We start from the raw sequence: 23,480 nt of genomic DNA, 5'->3' as shown, positions 1-23,480 counted from the left end.
AAGGATAAATAAATGTCATTGATCAGTATGCATGGTGCATGGCTGTCGTTCAGCGATGCGCCGCTTCTTGATAATGCAGAACTGCATATCGAAGATAACGAACGCGTCTGTCTGGTTGGCCGTAACGGCGCAGGTAAATCGACGCTGATGAAGATCCTGAACCGTGAGCAGGGGCTTGACGACGGGCGTATCATTTATGAGCAGGATCTGGTTGTGGCGCGTCTGCAACAGGATCCGCCGCGTAATGTTGAGGGCAGCGTGTATGATTTCGTTGCCGAGGGTATCGAAGAGCAGGCCGAATATCTCAAGCGTTATCACGATATTTCGCGTCTGGTGATGACTGATCCGAGCGACAGAAATCTGAATGAGATGGCGCGGGTTCAGGAAATGCTCGATCACCACAATCTGTGGCAGCTCGAAAGCCGTATTAATGAAGTGCTGGAGCAGTTGGGGCTGGATCCAAACGCCGCACTTTCTTCGCTTTCTGGCGGTTGGCTGCGTAAAGCGGCGCTGGGCCGCGCGTTAGTGAGTAATCCGCGTGTATTGCTGCTGGATGAGCCAACGAACCACCTGGATATTGAAACTATCGACTGGCTGGAAGGGTTCCTGAAATCCTTCAATGGGACAATCATCTTCATTTCCCACGACCGTTCATTTATACGCAATATGGCGACGCGTATCGTCGACCTCGATCGTGGCAAACTGGTGACTTATCCGGGGAATTACGATCAGTATCTGCTGGAGAAAGAAGAAGCGCTGCGCGTAGAAGAGTTACAAAATGCAGAGTTTGACCGCAAGCTGGCGCAGGAAGAGGTCTGGATCCGTCAGGGGATCAAAGCGCGCCGTACCCGTAATGAAGGCCGCGTGCGCGCACTGAAAGCCATGCGTCGCGAGCGTGGCGAACGCCGCGAAGTGATGGGCACGGCGAAGATGCAGGTCGAAGAGGCGAGCCGTTCAGGCAAGATTGTTTTCGAAATGGAGAACGTGGATTACCAGGTTGATGGAAAGCAGCTGGTAAAAGATTTCTCCGCACAGGTACAACGTAGCGACAAAATTGCGCTAATCGGACCGAACGGCTGCGGCAAAACAACGCTGCTGAAGCTGATGTTAGGCCAGCTTCAGGCTGACAGTGGACGCATTCACGTCGGCACCAAGCTGGAAGTGGCCTATTTCGATCAGCACCGCGCCGAACTGGATCCAGATAAAACCGTGATGGACAACCTGGCTGAAGGTAAGCAAGAGGTGATGGTTAACGGTAAACCTCGCCATGTGCTGGGTTATCTGCAGGACTTCCTGTTCCATCCGAAACGCGCGATGACGCCAGTGCGAGCGCTCTCTGGTGGGGAACGAAATCGCCTGCTGTTGGCGCGTCTTTTTCTGAAACCCAGCAATCTTTTGATTCTCGATGAACCAACGAACGATCTTGACGTCGAAACGCTGGAACTGCTTGAAGAACTAATTGATAGCTATCAGGGGACTGTACTGCTGGTAAGCCACGACCGTCAGTTTGTGGATAATACTGTAACTGAATGCTGGATCTTCGAAGGCGGCGGTAAAATTGGTCGTTATGTCGGTGGTTATCATGACGCGCGCAGCCAGCAATCTCAGTATGTGGCGTTTAAACAACCGGTCGCGAAAAAAACAGAGGAAGCTGTTGCTCCTAAAGCAGAAATTGTCAAACGTGGCACGAGCAAACTAAGCTATAAACTGCAGCGCGAACTGGAGCAGCTCCCCGCTCAGCTTGAAGAACTGGAAGCTAAACTGGAAAGGCTACAAGCGCAGGTTGCTGACGCCGCTTTTTTCAGTCAGCCACATGAGCAAACACAGCAGGTATTAGCTAATCTGAACGAAGCGGAACAAGAACTTGAGCAAGCCTTTGAGCGCTGGGAGTATCTTGAGTCTTTGAAGAACGGCGCATAATTTAAAGGAGCACATATGTGCGAACATCACCATGCCGCGAAGCATATTTTGTGCTCGCAGTGTGACATGCTGGTGGCGTTACCTCGCCTTGAGCATGGTCAAAAAGCGGCATGTCCACGATGTGGCACTACGTTAACGGTTGAGTGGGACGCGCCGCGGCAGCGTCCTACCGCCTATGTTTTAGCAGCATTGTTCATGCTGCTTCTGTCAAATCTCTTCCCCTTTGTGAATATGAACGTTGCAGGGGTGAGCAGCGAAGTGACGTTGCTGGAGATCCCCAGCGTTCTCTTTTCTGAAGACTACGCCAGTCTCGGCACCTTCTTTTTATTATTCGTGCAGTTGGTCCCCGCGTTTTGCCTGCTGACTATCTTGCTGCTGGTGAATCGGGTGCAGATGCCCGCCAGACTTAAGGCGGGTCTTGCACGCGTCCTGTTCCAGTTAAAAAGCTGGGGGATGGCGGAAATCTTCCTCGCTGGCGTGCTGGTCAGCTTCGTTAAGCTTATGGCTTACGGCGATATTGGCGTGGGCAGCAGCTTTATTCCGTGGTGCTTCTTTTGCGTTTTGCAACTGCGCGCATTCCAGTGCGTTGACCGTCGCTGGCTGTGGGATGATATTGCGCCAATGCCAGTGATTAAGCAGGAGTTAAAACCTGGCGTGCCCGGCATTCGACAGGGACTGCGTTCCTGCTCTTGCTGCACCGCGATTCTTCCCGCTGATGAACGGGTGTGTCCGCGCTGCCAGACGAAAGGCTATGTGCGGCGTAAAAACAGTCTGCAATGGACGTTGGCATTACTGTTCACGTCGATCATGCTTTATCTTCCTGCCAATATTTTGCCGATTATGATTACCGATCTGCTCGGGTCAAAGCTGCCATCAACGATACTTGAGGGGGTGGTTTTAATCTGGAGCGAAGGCTCGTATCCGGTGGCTGCGGTTATTTTTATCGCCAGTATTATGGTGCCGACGTTGAAAATGATCGCCATTGCCTGGCTATGTTGGGATGCCAAAGGCCACGGCAAACGCGACAGCGAACGTATGCACCTGATTTATGAAGTTGTGGAATTTGTCGGTCGCTGGTCAATGATCGACGTCTTTGTGATTGCGGTACTCTCTGCGCTGGTCCGCATGGGAGGGTTAATGAACATTTATCCTGCAATGGGTGCTTTGATGTTTGCTTTAGTCGTCATTATGACAATGTTTTCTGCGATGACATTTGATCCGCGTCTGTCGTGGGACCGTGAACCAGAACCAGGCCATGAGGAGTCCTGACAGCATGGAATCTAAAAGTGGGGAAGCCAAAGTGCAAAAGGTAAAAAACTGGTCGCCCGTGTGGATATTCCCTATCGTCACTGCACTCATTGGCGCGTGGGTACTGTTTTATCACTACAGTCATCAGGGGCCACAGGTCACGCTGATTACCACCAATGCCGAAGGTATTGAAGGGGGCAAAACGACGATTAAGAGCCGCAGCGTGGATGTCGGTATCGTCGAGAGCGCAACCCTGACTGATGATTTGACCCATGTGGAGATTAAAGCGCGTCTTAACTCCGGAATGGAAAAGCTGCTGCATAAAGATTCTGTCTTTTGGGTGGTGAAGCCGCAGGTTGGACGTGAAGGTATCAGTGGGCTCGGCACGCTATTGTCCGGGGCTTATATTGAACTGCAGCCTGGCAATAAAGGCAGTAAGCTGGAAAATTACCAACTGCTGGATTCACCGCCGCTGGCCCCGCCAGATGCAAAAGGGATCCGTGTGATTCTGGACAGCAAAAAAGCCGGTCAGTTGAGCCCAGGCGATCCGGTGCTTTTCCGCGGCTATCGTGTGGGCTCGGTTGAAACCAGCACGTTTGATGCGCAAAAGCGTACGATCAGCTATCAGCTTTTCATCAATGCGCCTAACGATCGTCTGGTGACCAGCAATGTACGTTTCTGGAAAGACAGCGGGATCGCCGTAGATCTTACCTCAGCAGGTATGCGCGTAGAAATGGGATCGCTCTCCACGCTGTTTGGCGGTGGTGTAAGTTTTGATGTGCCCGAAGGACTGGAACAAGGTCAACCGGTTGAGCAGCAGGCCTCATTTAACCTCTATGACGATCAAAAAAGTATTCAGGATTCCCTGTATACCGATCATATTGATTACCTGATGTTCTTTAAAGATTCGATTCGTGGCCTACAGCCTGGTGCACCGCTGGAATTCCGTGGCATCCGCTTGGGTACGGTGAGTAAAGTACCTTTCTTCTCACCGAATATGCGTCAGGTATTTAACAATGATTACCGCATTCCGGTGCTGGTGCGTATTGAACCTGAACGTCTGAAGGCACAGCTGGGAGAAGATACCGATGTTGGCGCTCATTTGGAGCAACTGCTTAAACGCGGATTACGAGGATCGCTCAAAACCGGGAACCTGGTAACCGGCGCGCTGTATGTCGATCTCGACTTCTACCCGAAAGAGCCGCCGATTACCGGTGTACGCGAATTCAATGGTTATCAAATTATTCCGACCGTGAGCGGTGGTCTGGCGCAGATCCAACAGCGTCTGATGGAAGCGTTGGATAAGATTAACAATCTGCCGCTGAACCCGATGATTGAGCAGGCAACCAATACGCTGTCGGAAAGCCAACGCACGATGAAACATCTGCAAACCACGCTGGATAACATGAACAAGATCACGTCCAGCCAGTCGATGCAGGATCTGCCGGCGGATATGCAGAACACGCTACGTGAACTGAATCGTAGTATGCAGGGCTTCCAGCCTGGTTCCGCGGCCTACAACAAGATGGTGGCGGATATGCAGCGTCTTGATCAGGTACTGCGTGAACTGCAACCGGTACTGAAAACGTTGAACGATAAGAGTAATGCGCTGGTATTTGAAGCGAAGGACAAAAAAGATCCAGAGCCGAAGAGGGCGAAACAATGAAAAAGTGGCTAGTGGTGATGATGGCGGTCTGGCTGACGTCATGCAGCTCCAGCGGAGAAAATAAAAGCTATTACCAGCTCCCTATCGCACAAGGCGGAGTGCAGAGTTCTGCCAATCAGGGAAACCGTCTGCTGTGGGTTGAACAGATTGCGGTACCTGATTATCTGGCCGGTAATGGGGTGGTTTACCAGACCAGCGATGTGAAATATGTGATAGCCAATAATAATCTCTGGGCCAGCCCATTAGATCAGCAATTGCGCAATACACTGGTTGCGAACCTCAGTATGCAGTTGCCTGGCTGGGTTGTCGCTTCACAGCCGCTGGGAAGCACTCAGGATACGCTGAACGTTACCGTAACCGGCTTCCACGGTCGGTACGATGGTAAGGTTATTGTGAGCGGTGAATGGTTGCTGAATCATCAGGGACAACTGATCAAACGCCCGTTCCACATCGAAGCTGTACAGACTAAAGACGGCTACGATGAGATGGTGAAGGTTCTTGCCAACGCCTGGAGTCAGGAAGCAACGGCCATTGCTCAAGAGCTGAAACGCATCCCTTAAGCTTAAATAATTGTAAATTATGCCGCCCCTGGTTCATTGCCCGGGGCGGTTTTTTTTATTTTTTTAGCCGTGAAGATAGCTGTTCTGACTGACTATTTTTGTACAAATGATTTAGAGGCTAGCTCACAAATATGACACTGGCGTGAATTTTGCGCATTGACGAGCCTGATGTTTAGGGGTATTCGTTTAGTGTGATTGCACACTTAGTAATCACTGTTTTCTTTTCCACCAGACCAAAAAATGAGGGAAACGAGGCATGAAGAGACAAAAACGAGATCGCCTGGAACGGGCACATCAACGTGGATATCAGGCCGGCATTGCCGGACGCTCAAAAGAAATGTGTCCCTATCAGACGCTGAATCAGAGGTCATACTGGCTGGGAGGCTGGCGAGAAGCCATGGGGGATAGGGTTTTAATGGCCTGATTCTGTCTCTTTAGATAAAAGAAACCTCCGCAGAGCGGAGGTTTCGCCTTTTTGCACACCAGAAAAAAACGGGGAAACGTTAATGTCTGGCTGCTTCGCAATTCTGGATTAGAACGCGGAAGTGTCCTGGAACAGACCCACTTTCAGATCGTTTGCTGTGTAGATCAGACGACCATCAACCAGCACTTCACCATCTGCCAGGCCCATGATCAGGCGACGGTTAACGATGCGTTTGAAGTGAATGCGGTAAGTGACTTTCTTCGCGGTCGGCAGAACCTGGCCGGTGAATTTAACTTCGCCTACGCCCAGCGCACGGCCTTTACCTTCGCCGCCCAGCCAGCCGAGATAGAATCCAACCAGTTGCCACATGGCGTCGAGACCCAGGCAGCCCGGCATCACCGGATCGCCGATAAAGTGACAACCGAAGAACCACAGGTCCGGGTTGATATCCAGTTCAGCTTCAACATAACCTTTGTCAAAGTTGCCACCGGTTTCGGTCATCTTGATGACACGGTCCATCATCAGCATGCTTGGTGCTGGCAGTTGTGGCCCTTTAGCGCCAAACAGCTCACCGCGACCAGAGGCAAGAAGGTCTTCTTTCGTATAGGATTCGCGTTTATCTACCATGTTCTCTGTAAGCCTTATTTTATTGAAGCACGCAGGATAGCTAACACGTGTACGCTGAACAAGTCCGATCAGTTCGGAATAATCCAGTTCAGCCAACGTAGCGGCCATGGAAAACGGTGACGACCTTCCTGTTGCGTTGCCGTGGCAATACGCTCCTGAATGGTTTGCATCAGCGTTGTCTGGCCTTCGCCATCCCACACCAGATTTAACAACAGTGGCAGCGCATCGGTCACGTCGTCCACCGCCCAGATAGTGAATTTTTCTTCTTCTATGGCCTGTAGCAGCGCAGGCTGCAGGCTGAGGTGTCTGACGTTAGCCGAAGGAATGATAACGCCCTGCGTGCCCGTCAGCTCACGCTGCTGGCAGATGGTGAAGAAACCTTCAATTTTCTCATTCAGACCACCGACAGGTTGTGCCCGACCAAACTGATCGACAGAACCGGTAATGGCGATACTTTGATTTACAGGAACGTCGGCGAGAGCGCTAATCAATGCGCACAGTTCTGCCATAGACGCGCTGTCACCGTCCACCTCACTGTAAGATTGCTCAAAGGTCAGCGAGGCAGAGAAGGGGATTTGTTGCTCCAGCTGGAGTTCCGACATCAGGAACGCCTGCATAATCATCATACCCTTGGCATGAATATTTCCGCCAAGCTCGGCTTTGCGCTCAATATCCGTAAACTCGCCGTCGCCAATATGCACGACGCAACTGATACGAGAAGGCTCGCCAAATGCGCGTGGGTGGCCCGGAAACTCAATCACCGACAAGGCGTTGATCTGGCCAATACGCTCGCCTTCCGTCTCGATAAGGATCTGCTCTTGCAGAATTTCATCCTGCATGCGTTCAGCCAGGAATCCCTCACGCCATTCGCGCTGAGCCAGCATCAGGCTGAACTGTTCAGCGTTGCAGGTTTCGCCCTCGCATAACGGAGCCACCTCTTTGAACTGTCGGGTGATCCACAGCGGGTTAAGCGGCAATGTATCCTGTTCACCGGTATAGCGAACGGCTTCACGGATCAGAACCTGCCAGGCATCAGGAGCGGGGTAAGGCAAATTATTGCGCATAGCAGTATGCGTGACCCATTGACACCACTGCGTCATGGTTTCGGCATCCACTATCTGCAGATTATCTTCAAACTCGCTGTAAATGGCCTGCTCAGCCAGCTCTGGTTCCATGTCCTGGAAATCCGCCAGCGATTCACGCTCACCGACTAAAATCACTTTCAGTTTAAGCGGCATAGGCGGAACGGAGACAGGCAGCGGGCGAGACTCATCAAAAGCTACCCAATCAAAACGCTCGTGGCTGACAATGGCTTTCAGGCGCATCCATAACAGCGGTTGGGCCAACAGCGTGCGCAATGAGATAACCAGCACACCTCCATTGGCCTGATGTACCAGACCTGGCTGCAGCGTAATTTCGCCATTGAACTGACGCAGACAGCCAAACAGTTGTTCGGCTTCGGCCCAGTCAGCGCTGACCACCTGCGTCAACGTCGCAAAATTGTCTTCCGCTTTCTCAGCTGTACGATAACGAATAGTGTGACCGGAGATGTCGTAATGACCGCCAGTCAGGCTTCCTGCATCCGTGTGCAAGTGACGTGCAGCCTTTGCAATAAGGTTGAGATACTCAAGCTCTTCCGGTGCTTTTACCAACATGAACGAGGATGTTGTCCAGTGCTGAAGAAGCTGCTCTAGCGCGAATTGTAAACGTGGCTGAGTATCACTAAGTAAGGTGTCGGTGTCGTCAGTGACGTGCGGCTGTGCAAATACTTCCTGATAACTGTCGGTATCAGGAACCAGATCACGCCATGCAAGTTTCGTAATGGTCAAAGTTGATGTTTTTTAGTCTGTTGTAAAAAACGAGATTATACCGTAACCCTCACCACTAAACACCTGGAAAGCACCGTGAAACGGTTGTGATGACACGCGACAGTTCACAGGCTGGATATTCTTTTCTTCAGATGCCGAAAAAGCTGATATTCTGATAAGAGTTACACGGTAACATTGAGATCGCAATGAAATATCAACAACTTGAAAACCTTGAAAGCGGCTGGAAATGGAAGTATCTGGTGAAGAAGCATCGTGAGGGGGAATTAATCACCCGTTACGTCGAGGCCAGCGCTGCCAAAGAAGCCGTTGATTTATTGCTAACCCTCGAAAATGAACCGGTTCGGGTCAATAGCTGGATTGAAGAACACATGAATCCTGCGCTGCTTAATCGTATGAAACAAACCATACGTGCCAGGCGCAAGCGGCACTTTAATGCTGAGCATCAGCATACCCGGAAGAAATCCATCGATCTGGAATTTATGGTCTGGCAGCGTCTGGCTGGTCTTGCGCAGCGGCGCGGAAAAACGCTTTCTGAAACTATTGTGCAGCTAATTGAAGACGCAGAGCATAAAGAGAAGTACGCGAACAAAATGTCGACATTGAAACAGGATTTACAGGCGTTGCTGGGGAAAGAGTAGCGGTCGGCTGGTTTAATGCGTGGCTTACTTTGGATGAAAACAGATGAAAAAAAACCCCGCATAGCGGGGTTTTTTATAAGACGATAACTTAAGCCTGAGGCTGAGTTACAACGTCTTTGATGCCTTTAACTTCGATCTCAACACGACGATCCGGAGCCAGGCAGTCGATCAGTGCAGCGCGAGCTTTCACGTTGTCACAGGTGTTGCCAGTAACTGGGTTGGATTCACCCATGCCACGTGCAGAGATTTTGTCAGAAGGAATACCTTTAGAGATCAGGTAATCAACAACGGACTGAGCACGTTTCTCGGACAGACCCTGGTTGTAAGCGTCAGAACCGATGCGGTCAGTGAAGCCCAGAACCACTACGGAGCCGTCTTTCGGATCCAGGTTGCTCAGCTGGCTGTACATCTGGTCCAGAGCCTGCTGGCCTTCTGGTTTCAGAGTTGCTTTGTTGAAGTTGAACAGAACGTCAGACTTCAGAGTGAAGTGCTTGGTCTGTACTTCTGGAGCCGGAGCCGGAGCAACAACTACTGGAGCTGCTTCTTCCTGCTGGCCGAAACGGTAAGAAACACCAACGCTCAACAGACCGTTATCCGGACGACCGCCAACGGTGTTCGCGTCACCGATGTTGTTGGTCCACTGGTATTCCAGACGGGTAGCGATTTCAGGAGTAATTGCATACTCTACGCCACCAGCGAATACTGGGGATACACCAGTGTCGTGGTCTTTGAAGCCGCTGCTGCTTTTAGCGTCTGCACGCCAAACCATACCACCCAGACGAGTATAAACGTCCAGATCGTCAGTGATTGGGTAACCCAGTTTAGCGGTCAACTGAACGCCCTGAGCTTTGAAAGCGCCATTTTGATTGGTAGTGTCGGCAGTGCCTTTGTACGGCATACGACCTAACCAGTCATAACCCATTTCGAAACCAACGTACGGGTTAACCTGATAACCACCGAACGCACCGGCACCCAGTTGGCTTTCGTGGGTAGGCCCGGTGTTATTGATCTGGTTGTTGCCAATATCATGGTACTGAGACCAGCCCATTTTAGCACCAGCGTACCAGGTGTTATCTTTCGGAGCGGCCTGCGCCACGGTAGCGAAACCAGCCAGTGCCACTGCAATTGCGATAGCTGTCTTTTTCATTTTTTGCGCCTCGTTATCATCCAAAATTCGCCATGAATATCTCCGAAGAGAGATAACACGGTTAAATCCTTCACCCGGGGACCAGTTCAATAGTTACTCTACCGATATCTGCGGCTTACGCCGAGCACCCCTGGCGATGTAAAGTCTACAACGTAGTTGAAAACTTACAAGTGTGAAGTCCGTCAGGCATATGAAAAAAAAAGGCTTGTATACACAATATTTAACATTTATAGCTGAATAAATGTACTGAGGATATCCTGAAAACCGCTTCTGACAGGCGTTCAGACGAAAAACACATTACAGCTCAAAGGCAAATTGAGAGATGAAAAAAAATTCCAGGATAAATCCTAATTTTACTCAATGATACAAATTCGAGTGAATTTTTAGCCCAGAATGCTGTCTCCCCGCAAGTGTCTGAGCGCGAACCGGACGCATGATAAATCCCATCGCATTACCTTCATCAGCCGCTTTGACAAGTTCGGCATGTTCATCTTCCGTTAATTCTTCCGCCAGCCAGCCAATAACGACGCTGTAATTACCCGTGCGCAGCGCACGAATCATCGATTCCAGCGTATTGCAGGGGGAGAGCTGACTAATTTGCATGACTTTCGTCAATGGAAGTCCAGCTGACTGCACCCACTCCCGGCTTAATTTTTGCTGAGGCGTCAGCCACAGCTGCCAGCGTGATTGTTGCCCTAACTGTTGCAGCAGGGGAAGCAGCAGCAGTTGTGTCATCATGGGCTGGTCCTCGCGATAGACAACTTCACTGATAAGCCCAGCGGTTGCGTTCTCTGATGAAACGCGCGCAATGTTGCTTGATGTGGAAGAGAACGACGATGAACGATTTGCATAGCCTGAAGTGTACATAATCAATCCAGCCCTGTGAGTTACTGTATGGATATACAGTAACCCTGCCATCAACAAAGATCAACCTTATTTTCGGAAACAGGTTCGCATTTTTTAGTCGTCGTCACGGGAAAAATAAAATTCATCTTGCCCCATACGCATAAGTTGCCTATTTTCGTCATTAACGGATCCGCTACTGAAAATCATTTGCTTACGTTATGATTTAAAAAGGATTTTTATGAAAGAGCTTTCTTATGCAAGGATCTATAAATCGCAGGAATATCTGGCTTCTCTGGGGACAATTCACTATCGCTCACTGTTTGGTGGCTACAGTCTGACGGTTGGCGATACGGTCTTTGCCATGGTTGCTAATGGTGAGCTGTATCTTCGCGCCTGTGAGCAGAGCGCCCAGTATTGTGTACAAAATTCTCCTGTCTGGCTGACATTTATTAAGCGCGGACGTCCTCTTGTACTTAATTATTACCAGGTGAACGATGCCCTGTGGCAAAACCAGCAGCAGCTGGTGTCGCTATCGCGATATTCGTTGGATGCAGCGGTTAAGGAAAAACAGAGTCGCTTTGCCCAGCATCGTCTGCGGGAATTGCCGAATATGACGTTTCATCTGGAGACTCTGTTGAATGAAGTTGGAATTAAAGATGAGGGGACCATGCGATCGTTGGGAGCACAAATGTGCTGGCTGAAACTTCGGCAAAATAACCCGGCTCTGACGGTAAAAGTACTCTATGCCCTTGAAGGCGCGGTAGGGGGGATACATGAAGCCGCGCTCCCGGCGACGCGTCGCCAGGAGCTGGTTGAGTGGGTAAGTTCTCTTACGCCGGAGCCGGGGTATTAGACGGCAGCACGTCAATTTGCTGCTGTAATCGCCGGATCTCTGGGAGCAGGGCGATCAATAGCCCAACTTGCTGAACGACCAGCGGCTCTTTACTGTCCGGGCGTGGTTCCAGGTGCTGAATTCGCTGCTTCAGCCCTTCTAACGCCTGATATACACGCTGCTCGTCAGCGGGTTGATGGTGAAGGGCATCATCAACATAGCAAACAGCGTCATCCAGCAATGCCAAAACGTCTGGATTGGTCAGCTGTTCGCGATGTGCGCCCAGCGCAGAAATATAGCTGGTAAACGTATGGTTGAGACATAGTAAACGGAACGCCGTTTCGCGGGTTTGGGCCGTGACATCCGGCTCGCTTGACATGTTTGATACCACGGAGGCGAGTTCAGCATCACGATTATGCGCATCACGGCGAGCGATACGGTAGGCCAGACGATTATCACGGCCCTGATGATATTGCTCGAGAATAGCATCAAGGTAGCGGCAGTTAGCGTCAGTCGCCCGTTCAATTACCCGTGGTAGGTTACGAAAACGCCAGTCTGGCCAGATGAAACTGACAGCAGCCCAGGCGATAGCACAGCCAATTAGCGTATCGATGACACGCGGCAGTGCAACCTCAAAGCCTTCGCCGAGCAGGTTAAAGCACAGTAACACCAGCAGCGTGATAAACATGGTGGCGTGTGCATACTGGACGTTGCGAAAGGCAAAAAACAGTACACCAGTGATCACCAGGAGTATCAGCTGCCCTTCGAGAGAGGGTACAAACCACAGGATCGGTAAACCAATGGCAATCCCAACCAACGTGCCGATAATCCTGAGCGCCAGGCGATGTCGGGTGGCGTTGTAGTTTGGCTGACAGACAAACAGGCTGGTCAGCAAGATCCAGTATCCGTGATTCATGCCGGTTATCTGGATAATGGCGTAACCAACACAGAGCACTAACGACATACGAACGGCATGGCGAAACAGAGCAGACTCAGGGGTGAAATTACGGCTCAGACGTAACCAGATATCACTGAATCCATGGGGACTGTCATCGGCAAGCTGATTTTCAGACTCATTGCGCGAGAGTACCTGAGCCTGTTCAGACTCTATGGTAGCAAGCTGCGCGTCGATTGCCCGTAGGTTTGACAGTAAAAAACCCAGCGTATTGAGCAGGTCGGCAGGTTCACCACTGGCACGCATGCGCTCAAGTGCGGCATCTATATGGGTGAAGGCGCGCTCAAAGTGCGGATCGTGCTGGTAAGGCGTGCGCAATAAAATACAGCGAGATAATTGTGAACAGGCTTGCCCTTGCATCGACATCAACCGCTGGAAACGGAACATCACATCGCTGTGACGGAAATGATCGCGTAGCGTTTGATACTGAATATGTGAAGAGCTTGCGCGTTCATGAATATCCTGCGCCACAAAATAGTAATGTAGCGTGCGACGTGTTCCCCGTTGTCCACGGTCACCGCGCAGGCGGGACAGCAGCGACACTTTAGTCTGATTCAGCGTTGCCATCAGTTGGCCATTCGCGAGAGCTAAATCATACAACGGTGCCTGGCTTTCATCTTCTATGTCGGGGTCAAAAAGACGCGATTTCAGTTCCAGGTAGTGCGCTAACTGTTCGTAGCTGCGTGCCAGATTGTCCTGTAAGGGGCGGATGGGGAACAGAAGATGTCCGGTGAGCGTCAGCAGGTTATACCAGATAGCGCCAGCGAGCAGCAGGATGGGTTGTTGATACCACTGATCGTAAAGCGAGGTGCCCAGCATCGTGTAAATGGCGATCAGCAATGCACCAAAAGCAATAGTTGCATAGCGCTGGCCTAATCCCCCCAGCAGAATAAAGCCGCTGGTGGAAAGCGTTAAACCAATAGCAAACAGCCATGGCCATGGGAAGAGCAGTTCAACGGAGGCTGAGGCAATAAAAAAGCACACCAGTGTGATGATTAAATTGCGCAATCGGCCTGCGAGACGATCGTCCAGATCGGTAAGTGCGGCAGCGACCATACCTAGCGTGAGTGGGATAGTCAGCTTGACGTCACCCAGCCACCAGGGTAGCGCCGTTGTGCCGCATAGCGCGATAAAAATCCGCACGTAGTACAGCCATGTGCTGTTCCAGGTATAGCGTTTGAGCAGAGGACTTAACATAAAGGCCATCGGTCCTGATTATTCAAAACGACGACGTGCATTGGCTTCACGCGCTGCACGGGCAACTTCTACTGAAACCACCCGGCGACCCACCGGCCAGAGCGCAATGGCAGCGATTTTAAAGTTTGCAATGCCAACCGGAATACCAATAATCGTAATGCACTGAGCAATACCAGAGATAATGTGCATCAGGCACAACCACCAGCCGAAGAAAATCAGCCAGAAAATATTGAGCACGGTGCCGCCGGTATTTAACAGGACGCTTTTACCGGCCGGATTCAGTTCATCGACATGAATCGCTTCGTTACCATAGGGAAACAGCGAAAGTCGGGTTATCTCCCAGCATGAACGGGTCAAGGGTAAAGTAAAAATAAGCACGACACTGACCAGCGTTGCCAGTAACCAGGCCAGGGTGGTGGCGAACCCCCCAAGCACAAAATTTAAAATATTCAGAACAGTACGCATAAACCCTCGGTTAACTCTGGTTTTCTGTGAATTCGGCAATTGTAACGTTTTTTTGGGCTGGAGCACGTTTTCTCTGGCGGTTACACTGATAAGCAAACCTCTTCGTGTGGATCCGCTTGAGTCTTATGGAACTGAAAGCAACTTCTCTTGGAAAACGTCTGGCACAACACCCTTACGATCGGGCCGTTATTCTCAATGCCGGGATTAAAGTTTCCGGCGATCGTCACGAGTATCTTATTCCCTTCAATCAGTTACTGGCTATTCATTGCAAACGCGGCCTGGTATGGGGCGAGCTGGAGTTTGTACTCCCGGATGAGAAGGTGGTTCGTCTTCACGGTACAGAGTGGGCGGAAACCCAGCGCTTCCATCATCATTTAAATGCACTCTGGCAACAGTGGAGCCAGGAAATGAGTGACGTTGCTGCGAGGGTTTTACAGCAGCAGTTGGATGCGATAGCGGCGCGTACTAGTGAAAGTAAATGGCTGACGCGCGAACAAACGTCAGGGCTGCAGCAGCAGATTCGCCGTGCCTTTGCCGCGTTACCGCTCCCGGTTAATCGGCTGGAGGAATTTGAAAATTGCCGGGAGGCGTTACGTCAATGCCAGGCATGGTTGAAAGACATTGAAGCCTGCCGCTTACAGCACAATCAGGCGTACACCGATGCAATGCTGGAAGAGTATGCCGAGTTTTTCCAGCATATTGAATCTTCGCCGTTGAACCCTGCTCAGGCGCGCGCGGTGGTGAATGGTGAGCAATCATTGTTGGTACTTGCAGGTGCTGGAAGCGGTAAAACATCTGTGTTGGTTGCCCGGGCTGGTTGGTTGCTTGCACGAGGAGAAGCTGCACCAGAACAGATCCTGTTGCTGGCGTTTGGACGCAAAGCCGCCCAGGAGATGGATGACCGCATCCGTGAGCGTCTGCATACGGATGAGGTCACCGCACGGACGTTCCATTCACTCGCGTTGCACATTATTTCGCAAGGTAGCAAAAAAGTTCCAACGGTGAGCAAGCTTGAAAATGATGCTATCGCGCGCAACAAACTCTTTATAACAACCTGGCGTCAGCAGTGCAGTGAGAAAAAGGCTCAGGCTAAAGGCTGGCGACAATGGTTAGAAGAAGAAATGCAGTGGTCTGTACCCGAAGGTAACTTCTGGGATGACGAAAAATTACAGCGCCGTCTGGCTTCCCGGTTGGATCGCTGGGTTAGTTTGATGCGTATGCATGGCGGAGCACAGGCGGAGATGATTGCTAATGCTCCGGAGGAGATCCGTGATCTGTTCAGTAAACGCATAAAGCTAATGGCGCCGCTGCTCAAGGCCTGGAAGAGTGCCCTGAAGGATGAGAATGCCGTCGATTTCTCCGGGTTGATCCATCAGGCTATTGTCATTCTGGAGAAGGGGCGGTTTATCAGTCCGTGGAAACATATTCTGGTCGATGAATTTCAGGATATTTCCCCTCAGCGCGCCGCTCTGCTAGCCGCCTTGCGTAAGCAAAACTCGCAGACTACGCTGTTTGCCGTGGGAGATGACTGGCAGGCCATTTACCGGTTCAGCGGAGCACAGCTATCTCTGACAACCGCATTCCAGCAAAATTTTGGTGAGGGCGATAGCTGTAATCTGGATACGACTTACCGTTTTAATAGCCGTATTGGCGAAGTCGCAAACCAGTTTATCCAGCAAAACCCACACCAGCTCACAAAACCGCTGAACAGTCTGGCGACCGGTGATAAAAAAGCCGTCACGTTGCTCGACGAAAGCCAGTTAGATCTGTTGCTGGATAAGCTGTCGGGTTTTGTAAAAGCCGAAGAGAGAATTCTGGTGCTGGCGCGATATCATCATCTCAAACCTGCCAGCCTGGGCAAAGCGGCCACCCGCTGGCCCAAGCTGCAGCTGGATTTTATGACTATTCATGCCAGCAAAGGGCAGCAGGCGGATTACGTCATTGTTATGGGACTTCATGAAGGGAATGACGGTTTCCCGGCTCCGGCCCGCGAGTCGATTATGGAGGAGGCGTTACTCCCGGCTGTTGAAGATTTTCCTGATGCAGAAGAGAGACGGTTGCTGTATGTGGCGCTAACGCGTGCGCGGCATCGGGTATGGCTACTGTTTAGCAAAGACGCGCCATCATGCTTTGTTGATGAGCTTAAGCAATTAGACGTTCCGGTGACCCGGAAACCCTGAAAAGCAGGCGGCAGTTGCCGCCTGCTTAGCGTTTATTTGAGGCGTTCTGCAAGATAACGGGCGTAATCCGGGATCAAGATATCTGTTGCGTCGTTGAAGTTTGGCGACTGGATAATAAAATCAGCCGTTGACACGTTGGTGGCGACTGGAATGTTCCAGACCGTGGCCAGGCGTAGCAGGGCTTTGACATCAGGATCGTGGGGAACGGCGTTGAGCGGATCCCAGAAGAAAATCAGCACATCAATTTTCCCTTCTGAAATCAGCGCACCCACCTGCTGGTCCCCCCCCATTGGGCCGCTCAGCATGGCGTTGACGTCCATTCCTGTCGCGCGTTGAATTAAGTTTCCTGTTGTTCCTGTTGCATACAGAACGTGTTTTTCCAGTAATGGCTGGTGGCGTTCAACCCAGCTCATCAACATCTTTTTGCAGTGATCGTGTGCGACCAACGCAATATGTTTCTGCGCTGGCAATGTGCGAGTCGTTAATTCCATAGTACAGCTCCCAAGTTAACCTTGTTACAGAGTACTGGAAGCACTTGACGCTGCAAGAGAAAGACAAAAAAAATGCGTATACGAACATAAATGTCACGATGGGGGTTGTTTCTCAGCCCATTGTAAGAAGTTACTTCGCGTTTGTGCGTCAGCCTGTTGAAACCAATATTTTAAGCGCTGCTCGGTCAGTGTTTGCGACTGAGGCGGCACGCGATCCAGTTCAGACACCCCGGAAAGCAGCGAACTGTCATCGGCCATCATCGTGGCAAATTGTGGTAAAGAAGCATGCTTAGCCGCTTTGTTATAGCGCTCTGTTTCCATTTCATAATCTACGATTTTTGCGGTGGACGTGATTGACAGAATATCCAGCTTAACCGGTATAGGCATGGAGTCCCCATCCAGCAGTTCTACGCGCGGGGCATCATCAAAATGCGTTGCATCCCGCTCGTTGCTCAGGCGTGGGAGGTGGAAATTAACCTGACTGACGAGTTGGGTATCAAAGCTGATGACCAACGGAGGCGAAATATACAGACGTTCTTCGTGGCTGGACAGGCGAATGGTTTTTTCTACGCGAAACACGAGCTGGTGCCGACCATTTTCCAGCTCAATACTGTCGGCACCACGCAGTAATGAGCTGGAGACTTTTTTTCCGTCCAGTACCAGAAGGTCAATATCATTGGACAGACGTAAAGAGGTAGCAAAAACGGTTGCCGGCAAACATAGGGCAATCAAGGCTGTCACAATGCCGGCTTTCATAGGTTTCTCCTGTCCAGAAAATATCTCTATAAGATGTATCTAAATTTTTCGATAATCATGTTTACTAACATATAGACATATTTTTGAGTTTAGCTCTCATGCGCCAGTATGGGATGAATGGTTGCAAAGTCAGGTTTGTCGTACACTTTGCTAAACAGCCTGGAGGAAAACGATGAAAGAGACCGATATTGCTGGCATTTTGACAACGACCCGTACGATTGCGCTGGTGGGGGCAAGCGATAAACCCGATCGTCCAAGCTATCGGGTGATGAAATATTTACTCGATCAGGGCTATCACGTTATTCCTGTTTCACCGAAGGTTGCCGGAAAAACGCTGCTGGGGCAGCAGGGTTATGCGACGCTGGCAGATGTACCAGAGAAAGTGGATATGGTAGATGTCTTCCGTAATTCTGAAGCGGCGTGGGGTGTTGCTCAGGAGGCAATTGCCATCGGAGCGAAGACCTTATGGATGCAGCTCGGCGTGATTAACGAGCAGGCAGCCGTGCTGGCTCGCGATGCAGGGATGACGGTGGTGATGGATCGCTGCCCGGCGATTGAGATCCCGCGGCTGGGACTGGCGAAGTAAGGCTGATCTGTAGCCGAACAAAACGCACAGGCCCGATTAGCGAATCGCCATCGGGCCTGTGTTAGCATCAATTGCGCAGGCGCGGGGCCTGAAGCTGTTTTCGAATTGTTCGCGCCAGTTCATCCATCGACGGTTGCTCCGGATGTTCTTCCTGTAGCTCACTACTCAGTTGCGCTTCGGCCAGATACGTATGCACTGGCAGACCATTATCGTCTTCCATCACCACGTGATACCAGGGAGCGGCGCGAAGCTCGTCGTTAACCGCCAACTCATCGGCTGACGGTTGATCAAGCGAATATTCCGGGTCGATATCCACGACCACTCCGAGGTAACCTAACAGGGAATGGCGGACCTGCTGGCCGATACCGAATTTGCTGGCAATCATAGTCACCTCCCGGGAAATAGATACCTTTATGTAAGGGTAATATTCCACTTTTCAAGTTACATGATGCGACAGGCAAACCCTTTCAGATACAGCCCTTCCGGGTAGGTAGCGATCACCGGGTGATCGGCGGCCTGACGGAACTGCTCTATAAATTGTACATCACGACCAGCATCTATTGCGGCATCAGCGATGATTTTCTGAAATAAATCGGTGGTCATTAGCCCAGAGCAGGAGAAAGTCAGCAGCACACCGCCCGGATTGAGCAACTGAATAGCCAGCATATTGATGTCCTTATAGCCGCGGCAGGCGCCCATCAACTGGCTTTTGTTTTCGACAAATTTCGGCGGATCCATCACGATGACGTCGAATTTCTCACCACGATCGCGATAAGCACGCAGAAGTTTGAACACATCATCACGCACGAACTCAGCTTTGCTCAGATCCAGCTTGTTCAATTCTACGTTCTGACGGGCAATATCGAGCGCTTCCTGAGATGTGTCAACGCTGACAACCTGACGGCATCCGCCCATTAATGCTGAGACCGCAAAGCCGCCGGTATAAGAGAAACAGTTCAGCACACGCTGATTTTCCACATAACGACGCGTGGCCAGGCGGCTGTCGCGTTGATCGAGGTAATAGCCGGTTTTGTGACCATGCTGAATATCAACCAGCAGCTTCATTCCGTGCTCTTCAATTGGCAGCAGGGCTGGCGGAAGCTCACCCGTTACTGGCCCTTGAGTCAGCTCCATACCTTCTTTTTTACGTACGGCCACATCACTACGGTCATAAATGGCGCAGTCCGGGAAAACAATTTGCAGAGCGCTAATCAGCGCGGCGCGTTGGTATTCAGCCCCCGCGCTGAGCAACTGCAACACCAGGAAGTTGCCGAAGCGGTCAATGGTGATGCCCGGCAGGCCATCGGATTCTCCGGCGATCAGACGGTAACTGTCCAGACCGTCTTTTTTCGCCAGCCAGTCACGCCATGTCTGCGCCTGCTGCAGACGACGGGTGAAGAAATCAATATCGATGGACTCAGACTTGTCGAATGTCCAGACGCGTGCACGGATCTGCGACGCGGGTGAGTACGCGCCGCGTGCTAACCATTTACCCTGATGGTCAACAATATCGATGGTTTCACCGAGGTTGGCTTTACCTTCCATACGTGCGACAGCACCGGAAAATACCCACGGATGGCGGCGCAGTAATGATTTTTCGCGCCCTTTGGCTAACACTAAACGTACACTCATAATTTACTATTCTGTCAATTCAAAGAAATGGGCGCCATTGTCCTGAGTTTTACGCATATTTGCAACGCGCGCTGTGATGATAAGGAGAACCGCAATGTCGAAAGTCTGCATAATCGCCTGGGTCTATGGCCGGGTTCAGGGGGTAGGATTTCGCTACACCACCCAGCATGAAGCACAACGGCTGGGGTTGACCGGCTACGCGAAGAATATGGATGACGGCAGCGTAGAGGTTGTCGCCTGTGGTGAAAGCGACCGGGTAGAACAACTGATGAAGTGGTTGAAAGCCGGGGGGCCGAGCAGCGCCAGGGTTGACCGGGTTCTTAGTGAACCACATCGTCCTGGCGACGAGCTAAAGGGATTTAGTATCCGCTATTAAATACATTTCACCGGTTTCGGCAGGCCGGCAATTTTAGTCGCCTGCTTGGCCGGACCTTTCGGGAACAGGCGGTAGAGATAACGGCTGTTGCCTTTCTCTTCGCCAAACTTGTTGGCCATTGCTTTTACCAGCATACGGATAGCGGGGGAGGTATTAAACTCCAGATAAAACTCGCGGACAAAACGCACCACTTCCCAGTGTTCCGCGGAGAGCGTAATGCCTTCGTTTTCGGCGATTCTCTCCGCCAGCGCCTCGCTCCACAGCGTGGTATCTTTCAGATAGCCTTCGCTATCGGTACTGATTTCTTTACCTTCAAAGATCAACATAATTCGTCACTGCGTTAGTCAAACTGGCGGCAGTTTACCAAAAAAGAAAGCCCCGCATAAGCGGGGCTGGATAATGCGTGTGGACATCTTAATCGCGGCTGGCGAAGCCCAGAATACTCAGCAGGCTGACGAAGATGTTGTACAGCGAAACATACAGGCTAACGGTGGCACGAATATAGTTGGTTTCACCGCCGCGGATGATATTGCTGGTTTCAAACAGGATTGCGCCTGAAGAAATCAGAATGAACACCGCGCTGATTGCCAGATGTAATGCTGGCAGTTGCAGGAAGATATTGGCAACCATACCAATCAACACCACTACAACACCCGCCATCAGCATACCGCCGAGGAAGGACATATCTTTACGCGTGGTCAGCACATAGGCTGAGCAGCTGAAGAAGACCAGCGCCGTACCGCCCAGCGCCATGGCGATAACATCACCCATGCCTGCGGACAGGTATGTATTCAGCATCGGTCCCAAGATGTAGCCCAGGAAGCCAGTGAAGGCGAACGCTGACAAAATACCAACCGGTTTATCTGCCGTTTTATAGGTCAGGAACATCAGACCATACATACCCACCAGCGTCAGGATAAGTCCCGGAGAAGGTAACATCAGTACGGTACTGGCGGTTGCGGTGATCGCTGAAAACGCCAGCGTCAGGCTGAGCAGGAAATAGGTATTGCGCAGCACCTTATGCGTGCTGAGTAGCGATGTACGCTCGCGCGAAGAACTAATAATACGATCCATGAGTCACTCTCTTATGACAGATGTAATTAATGATGGAGGATAATGAAATCAAGGGGAATGACACAGCGGTTTTACCCATCTTTACGCATTTTAGCCCGCCAGACTTAAGCATATTATTTCAACAAAAGTTCCCGAATTAGATGTTAGCACTGTATGTGCAAAAATGTCAGATCGCTATCTACCAGGTAACTGAAAAATATTGCGTTATTCCTGAATCTCTCTGACAGTGACATCGGTGTCTACATAAAACAGAGCAATAAGGTAAAGGGAATGATTCAACATAAACCGAAGATATTGACGTTTACGCTGTTGACTGTCTGTTTGATGTCTATAAACGGCGCGGCGAGGGCGGCAAATGTTCCCGCAGGAACACTACTGGCAGAAAAACAGGAACTGGTCAGAAACAACGGCAGTGAGCCGGCATCTCTGGATCCGCATAAAGTTGAAAGCAACGTTGAGTTTAATTTAATCAGCGATATGTTCGACGGTCTGGTTGCTGTCAAGCAAGATGGGTCTATCGAACCCCGTCTAGCCGCGTCCTGGGAGAATAAAGGCAACACTGTCTGGACCTTCCATTTACGCCCGGGCATAACCTGGTCAGATGGATCTGCTATTACCGCACAGGATGTCGTCTGGAGCTGGCAGCGTCTGGTTTCGCCGCAAACGGCTTCACCTTATGCTTCGTATCTGGGCAACATGCACGTTGCGAACGCGGTTGATATTGCCCAGGGGAAAAAAGATCCCGCCACGCTGGGAGTCAAAGCCCTGGATGATACCACGCTGGAAATTACCCTGACGCAACCGACGGCGGCGTTTCTGGCGATGCTGGCGCATCCATCTCTGGTCCCGCTGGATAAAGTGTTGATAGGTCGTTTTGGCGATAAGTGGACCCGGCCAGAGCATTTTGTCAGCAGCGGGCCGTACAAATTATCGCAGTGGGTGGTTAATGAGCGCATCGTTGCCGAGCGTAATCCACATTACTGGGACGATCGGCATACGGTTATTAATAAAGTTACTTATTTGCCCATTAGCTCAGAGTCGGCTGACATAAATCGCTATAAGGCCGGTGAAATCGACATAGTGTATAGCGTACCGGTTAATCAGTTCGCGCAACTGAAAAAGACGATGGGGGATGAACTGCATGTCTCGCCTCAGCTTTCAACGTATTACTATCAGTTCAATACAACCCGCGCGCCGTTTAATGATCCGCGCGTGCGCCGGGCGCTGAATATGGCGTTGGATAAAGACATCATTGCGCAAAAGGTGATGGGGCAGGGGCAGCGAGCAGCGTGGGTTATCAGCCAGCCGGAAATAGGTGGGGTGAAACTGCATGCGCCGGAGTATGCGTCATGGCCGCTCGAAAAACGTATTGCTGAAGCCAAAAAACTGCTGACTGAAGCCGGTTTTGGTTCTGAGCATCCGCTTAGCTTAAATCTGCTCTACAACACCTTCGAAACGCACCAGCGTATTGCGATTGCCGCATCGTCGATGTGGAAGAAAAACCTTGGCGTCGAGGCGAAGCTGCAAAACCAGGAATGGAAAACCATGCTGGACACTATGCACACCGGTAATTTTGACGTCGTGCGCTATGCGTGGATAGCCGACTATGATGATGCTTCAAGTTTCCTCAATATCTTCCGGACCGGTGATAGCGAGAACACCACCAAGTACAGTAACCCCGCCTTTGATGAAGCGATGCGTAATGCGGCAAAAGCAAGTTCACTGGAAGAACGCGGCAAATACTATCAGCAGGCTGAAGACCTTTTAGGTGAGGATGTGCCCGCGATTCCGGTTTACCACTATGTCCGCACGCATCTGGTGAAGCCGTGGGTGGGGGGATTTGCGCCGGATAACCGGGGAAATTACTACACCAAAGATATGTACATCAAAAAACATTAAGCGCTATAGCCGGTATTCGTGCTGAATAAATGGTCAATTTGTTGTTATTTCAGTCGATTAACAACATTTTGGCTGTTTTTCAGGCAAACGAACACATTGATGCTTTACAGGTCCGTTCGGGATGTTTATAGT

The 23,480-nt window shown here is 50.9% G+C and carries 23 protein-coding genes; 11 read left to right on the top strand and 12 right to left on the bottom strand.

Features of this window, described 5'->3' with window-relative positions; translation table 11 throughout:
• Positions 1–12: 12 nt before the first annotated feature.
• The 5 genes from BZK40_RS15375 (at position 13) to rmf (ending at position 5,818) form a co-directional block, all read left to right on the top strand.
• On the top strand, positions 13–1,920 hold the full coding sequence (locus BZK40_RS15375; protein WP_008784281.1) for an ABC transporter ATP-binding protein: 1,908 nt from the start codon (positions 13–15) through the stop codon (positions 1,918–1,920).
• 15 nt (positions 1,921–1,935) lie between these two features.
• Positions 1,936–3,189 carry a membrane integrity-associated transporter subunit PqiA gene (gene pqiA / locus BZK40_RS15370; RefSeq protein WP_032942902.1) on the top strand — a complete coding sequence of 418 codons (1,254 nt, stop codon included), beginning with the start codon at positions 1,936–1,938 and terminating at the stop codon, positions 3,187–3,189.
• 4 nt (positions 3,190–3,193) lie between these two features.
• Entirely contained in the window at positions 3,194–4,834 is a 1,641-nt protein-coding gene (gene pqiB, locus BZK40_RS15365; RefSeq protein ID WP_020996511.1) for an intermembrane transport protein PqiB, read from the top strand.
• Positions 4,831–5,394: a membrane integrity-associated transporter subunit PqiC gene (pqiC, locus tag BZK40_RS15360; RefSeq protein ID WP_071444985.1), complete on the top strand. Its 564-nt coding sequence runs from the start codon at positions 4,831–4,833 to the stop codon at positions 5,392–5,394. Before pqiB ends, pqiC begins: the two co-directional genes overlap by 4 nt.
• Positions 5,395–5,650: 256 nt before the next feature.
• Entirely contained in the window at positions 5,651–5,818 is a 168-nt protein-coding gene (gene rmf, locus BZK40_RS15355; protein ID WP_003035871.1) for a ribosome modulation factor, read from the top strand.
• A 108-nt stretch (positions 5,819–5,926) separates the two neighbouring features.
• Here the strand turns inward: rmf and fabA are convergent, their stop codons facing one another.
• Together fabA and BZK40_RS15345 are read right to left on the bottom strand one after the other, a co-directional pair.
• Positions 5,927–6,445 (bottom strand): bifunctional 3-hydroxydecanoyl-ACP dehydratase/trans-2-decenoyl-ACP isomerase, encoded by a 519-nt coding sequence (gene fabA / locus BZK40_RS15350; RefSeq protein WP_003035875.1) that lies wholly within the window; start codon positions 6,443–6,445, stop codon positions 5,927–5,929.
• A gap of 68 nt (positions 6,446–6,513) precedes the next feature.
• The gene (locus BZK40_RS15345; RefSeq protein WP_079934918.1) at positions 6,514–8,274 is read right to left on the bottom strand and encodes an AAA family ATPase; all 1,761 of its coding nucleotides are present in this window, start codon (positions 8,272–8,274) and stop codon (positions 6,514–6,516) included.
• Positions 8,275–8,459: 185 nt separating this feature from the next.
• Between BZK40_RS15345 and matP the strand changes: the two genes are divergently transcribed.
• Positions 8,460–8,912 (top strand): macrodomain Ter protein MatP, encoded by a 453-nt coding sequence (matP, locus tag BZK40_RS15340; protein WP_032942905.1) that lies wholly within the window; start codon positions 8,460–8,462, stop codon positions 8,910–8,912.
• Positions 8,913–9,000: 88 nt separating this feature from the next.
• Here the strand turns inward: matP and ompA are convergent, their stop codons facing one another.
• Together ompA and sulA are read right to left on the bottom strand one after the other, a co-directional pair.
• A complete protein-coding gene (gene ompA / locus BZK40_RS15335) occupies positions 9,001–10,059 on the bottom strand; it encodes a porin OmpA (protein ID WP_079934917.1) in 1,059 nt (352 codons plus the stop codon).
• 357 nt (positions 10,060–10,416) lie between these two features.
• Entirely contained in the window at positions 10,417–10,926 is a 510-nt protein-coding gene (gene sulA, locus BZK40_RS15330; protein WP_008784287.1) for an SOS-induced cell division inhibitor SulA, read from the bottom strand.
• 217 nt (positions 10,927–11,143) lie between these two features.
• Here sulA and BZK40_RS15325 point away from each other — a divergent pair, with 217 nt between their 5' ends.
• Positions 11,144–11,758 (top strand): TfoX/Sxy family DNA transformation protein, encoded by a 615-nt coding sequence (locus tag BZK40_RS15325; RefSeq protein WP_079934916.1) that lies wholly within the window; start codon positions 11,144–11,146, stop codon positions 11,756–11,758.
• On the opposite strand, the gene yccS is transcribed toward BZK40_RS15325, so the two are convergent.
• Together yccS and BZK40_RS15315 are read right to left on the bottom strand one after the other, a co-directional pair.
• Positions 11,736–13,889 carry a YccS family putative transporter gene (yccS, locus tag BZK40_RS15320; RefSeq protein ID WP_079934932.1) on the bottom strand — a complete coding sequence of 718 codons (2,154 nt, stop codon included), beginning with the start codon at positions 13,887–13,889 and terminating at the stop codon, positions 11,736–11,738. The genes BZK40_RS15325 and yccS overlap by 23 nt on opposite strands.
• Positions 13,890–13,907: 18 nt before the next feature.
• On the bottom strand, positions 13,908–14,354 hold the full coding sequence (locus BZK40_RS15315; protein ID WP_003831998.1) for a YccF domain-containing protein: 447 nt from the start codon (positions 14,352–14,354) through the stop codon (positions 13,908–13,910).
• 125 nt (positions 14,355–14,479) lie between these two features.
• On the opposite strand from BZK40_RS15315, the gene helD reads away from it, so the two are divergent.
• On the top strand, positions 14,480–16,534 hold the full coding sequence (gene helD / locus BZK40_RS15310) for a DNA helicase IV (protein WP_079934915.1): 2,055 nt from the start codon (positions 14,480–14,482) through the stop codon (positions 16,532–16,534).
• Positions 16,535–16,566: 32 nt separating this feature from the next.
• Here helD and mgsA read toward each other — a convergent pair whose 3' ends face one another.
• Together mgsA and csgI are read right to left on the bottom strand one after the other, a co-directional pair.
• A complete protein-coding gene (mgsA, locus tag BZK40_RS15305) occupies positions 16,567–17,025 on the bottom strand; it encodes a methylglyoxal synthase (RefSeq protein WP_003035897.1) in 459 nt (152 codons plus the stop codon).
• Between the two features lie 93 nt (positions 17,026–17,118).
• Positions 17,119–17,781, bottom strand: a complete 663-nt coding sequence (csgI, locus tag BZK40_RS15300; RefSeq protein WP_008784291.1) for a curli synthesis inhibitor — start codon at positions 17,779–17,781, stop codon at positions 17,119–17,121.
• Positions 17,782–17,953: 172 nt separating this feature from the next.
• Here csgI and BZK40_RS15295 point away from each other — a divergent pair, with 172 nt between their 5' ends.
• Positions 17,954–18,367: a CoA-binding protein gene (locus tag BZK40_RS15295; protein ID WP_032942909.1), complete on the top strand. Its 414-nt coding sequence runs from the start codon at positions 17,954–17,956 to the stop codon at positions 18,365–18,367.
• A gap of 67 nt (positions 18,368–18,434) precedes the next feature.
• Here BZK40_RS15295 and hspQ read toward each other — a convergent pair whose 3' ends face one another.
• Positions 18,435–18,752 (bottom strand): heat shock protein HspQ, encoded by a 318-nt coding sequence (hspQ, locus tag BZK40_RS15290; protein ID WP_003035905.1) that lies wholly within the window; start codon positions 18,750–18,752, stop codon positions 18,435–18,437.
• A gap of 56 nt (positions 18,753–18,808) precedes the next feature.
• A complete protein-coding gene (gene rlmI, locus BZK40_RS15285; protein WP_008784294.1) occupies positions 18,809–19,999 on the bottom strand; it encodes a 23S rRNA (cytosine(1962)-C(5))-methyltransferase RlmI in 1,191 nt (396 codons plus the stop codon).
• A 94-nt stretch (positions 20,000–20,093) separates the two neighbouring features.
• On the opposite strand from rlmI, the gene yccX reads away from it, so the two are divergent.
• Positions 20,094–20,375, top strand: a complete 282-nt coding sequence (gene yccX, locus BZK40_RS15280; RefSeq protein ID WP_020996508.1) for an acylphosphatase — start codon at positions 20,094–20,096, stop codon at positions 20,373–20,375.
• On the opposite strand, the gene tusE is transcribed toward yccX, so the two are convergent.
• Complete coding sequence (gene tusE / locus BZK40_RS15275) at positions 20,372–20,701, bottom strand: sulfurtransferase TusE (protein ID WP_008784296.1); 330 nt, start codon at positions 20,699–20,701, stop codon at positions 20,372–20,374. The genes yccX and tusE overlap by 4 nt on opposite strands.
• Positions 20,702–20,789: 88 nt before the next feature.
• Positions 20,790–21,449: an FtsH protease modulator YccA gene (gene yccA / locus BZK40_RS15270; RefSeq protein WP_008784297.1), complete on the bottom strand. Its 660-nt coding sequence runs from the start codon at positions 21,447–21,449 to the stop codon at positions 20,790–20,792.
• Between the two features lie 270 nt (positions 21,450–21,719).
• Between yccA and BZK40_RS15265 the strand changes: the two genes are divergently transcribed.
• A complete protein-coding gene (locus BZK40_RS15265) occupies positions 21,720–23,348 on the top strand; it encodes an ABC transporter substrate-binding protein (RefSeq protein ID WP_079934914.1) in 1,629 nt (542 codons plus the stop codon).
• The last annotated feature ends 132 nt before the right edge of the window (positions 23,349–23,480 follow it).

It is taken from the genome of Citrobacter portucalensis (assembly GCF_002042885.1).
Taxonomy (GTDB): Bacteria; Pseudomonadota; Gammaproteobacteria; order Enterobacterales; family Enterobacteriaceae; genus Citrobacter; species Citrobacter portucalensis.
Note: the sequence above shows the minus strand (reverse complement) of the source record. Positions and strands in the feature narration are given on the sequence as shown.

What these genes read in the sequence shown, in the direction of transcription:
- BZK40_RS15375 (WP_008784281.1), top strand. Translation starts at nt 13, where the DNA reads ATGTCATTGATCAGTATGCATGGTGCATGGCTGTCGTTCAGCGATGCG.
- pqiA (WP_032942902.1), top strand. Translation starts at nt 1,936, where the DNA reads ATGTGCGAACATCACCATGCCGCGAAGCATATTTTGTGCTCGCAGTGT.
- pqiB (WP_020996511.1), top strand. Translation starts at nt 3,194, where the DNA reads ATGGAATCTAAAAGTGGGGAAGCCAAAGTGCAAAAGGTAAAAAACTGG.
- pqiC (WP_071444985.1), top strand. Translation starts at nt 4,831, where the DNA reads ATGAAAAAGTGGCTAGTGGTGATGATGGCGGTCTGGCTGACGTCATGC.
- rmf (WP_003035871.1), top strand. Translation starts at nt 5,651, where the DNA reads ATGAAGAGACAAAAACGAGATCGCCTGGAACGGGCACATCAACGTGGA.
- fabA (WP_003035875.1), bottom strand. Translation starts at nt 6,445, where the DNA reads ATGGTAGATAAACGCGAATCCTATACGAAAGAAGACCTTCTTGCCTCT.
- matP (WP_032942905.1), top strand. Translation starts at nt 8,460, where the DNA reads ATGAAATATCAACAACTTGAAAACCTTGAAAGCGGCTGGAAATGGAAG.
- ompA (WP_079934917.1), bottom strand. Translation starts at nt 10,059, where the DNA reads ATGAAAAAGACAGCTATCGCAATTGCAGTGGCACTGGCTGGTTTCGCT.
- sulA (WP_008784287.1), bottom strand. Translation starts at nt 10,926, where the DNA reads ATGTACACTTCAGGCTATGCAAATCGTTCATCGTCGTTCTCTTCCACA.
- BZK40_RS15325 (WP_079934916.1), top strand. Translation starts at nt 11,144, where the DNA reads ATGAAAGAGCTTTCTTATGCAAGGATCTATAAATCGCAGGAATATCTG.
- yccS (WP_079934932.1), bottom strand. Translation starts at nt 13,889, where the DNA reads ATGTTAAGTCCTCTGCTCAAACGCTATACCTGGAACAGCACATGGCTG.
- BZK40_RS15315 (WP_003831998.1), bottom strand. Translation starts at nt 14,354, where the DNA reads ATGCGTACTGTTCTGAATATTTTAAATTTTGTGCTTGGGGGGTTCGCC.
- helD (WP_079934915.1), top strand. Translation starts at nt 14,480, where the DNA reads ATGGAACTGAAAGCAACTTCTCTTGGAAAACGTCTGGCACAACACCCT.
- mgsA (WP_003035897.1), bottom strand. Translation starts at nt 17,025, where the DNA reads ATGGAATTAACGACTCGCACATTGCCAGCGCAGAAACATATTGCGTTG.
- csgI (WP_008784291.1), bottom strand. Translation starts at nt 17,781, where the DNA reads ATGAAAGCCGGCATTGTGACAGCCTTGATTGCCCTATGTTTGCCGGCA.
- BZK40_RS15295 (WP_032942909.1), top strand. Translation starts at nt 17,954, where the DNA reads ATGAAAGAGACCGATATTGCTGGCATTTTGACAACGACCCGTACGATT.
- hspQ (WP_003035905.1), bottom strand. Translation starts at nt 18,752, where the DNA reads ATGATTGCCAGCAAATTCGGTATCGGCCAGCAGGTCCGCCATTCCCTG.
- rlmI (WP_008784294.1), bottom strand. Translation starts at nt 19,999, where the DNA reads ATGAGTGTACGTTTAGTGTTAGCCAAAGGGCGCGAAAAATCATTACTG.
- yccX (WP_020996508.1), top strand. Translation starts at nt 20,094, where the DNA reads ATGTCGAAAGTCTGCATAATCGCCTGGGTCTATGGCCGGGTTCAGGGG.
- tusE (WP_008784296.1), bottom strand. Translation starts at nt 20,701, where the DNA reads ATGTTGATCTTTGAAGGTAAAGAAATCAGTACCGATAGCGAAGGCTAT.
- yccA (WP_008784297.1), bottom strand. Translation starts at nt 21,449, where the DNA reads ATGGATCGTATTATTAGTTCTTCGCGCGAGCGTACATCGCTACTCAGC.
- BZK40_RS15265 (WP_079934914.1), top strand. Translation starts at nt 21,720, where the DNA reads ATGATTCAACATAAACCGAAGATATTGACGTTTACGCTGTTGACTGTC.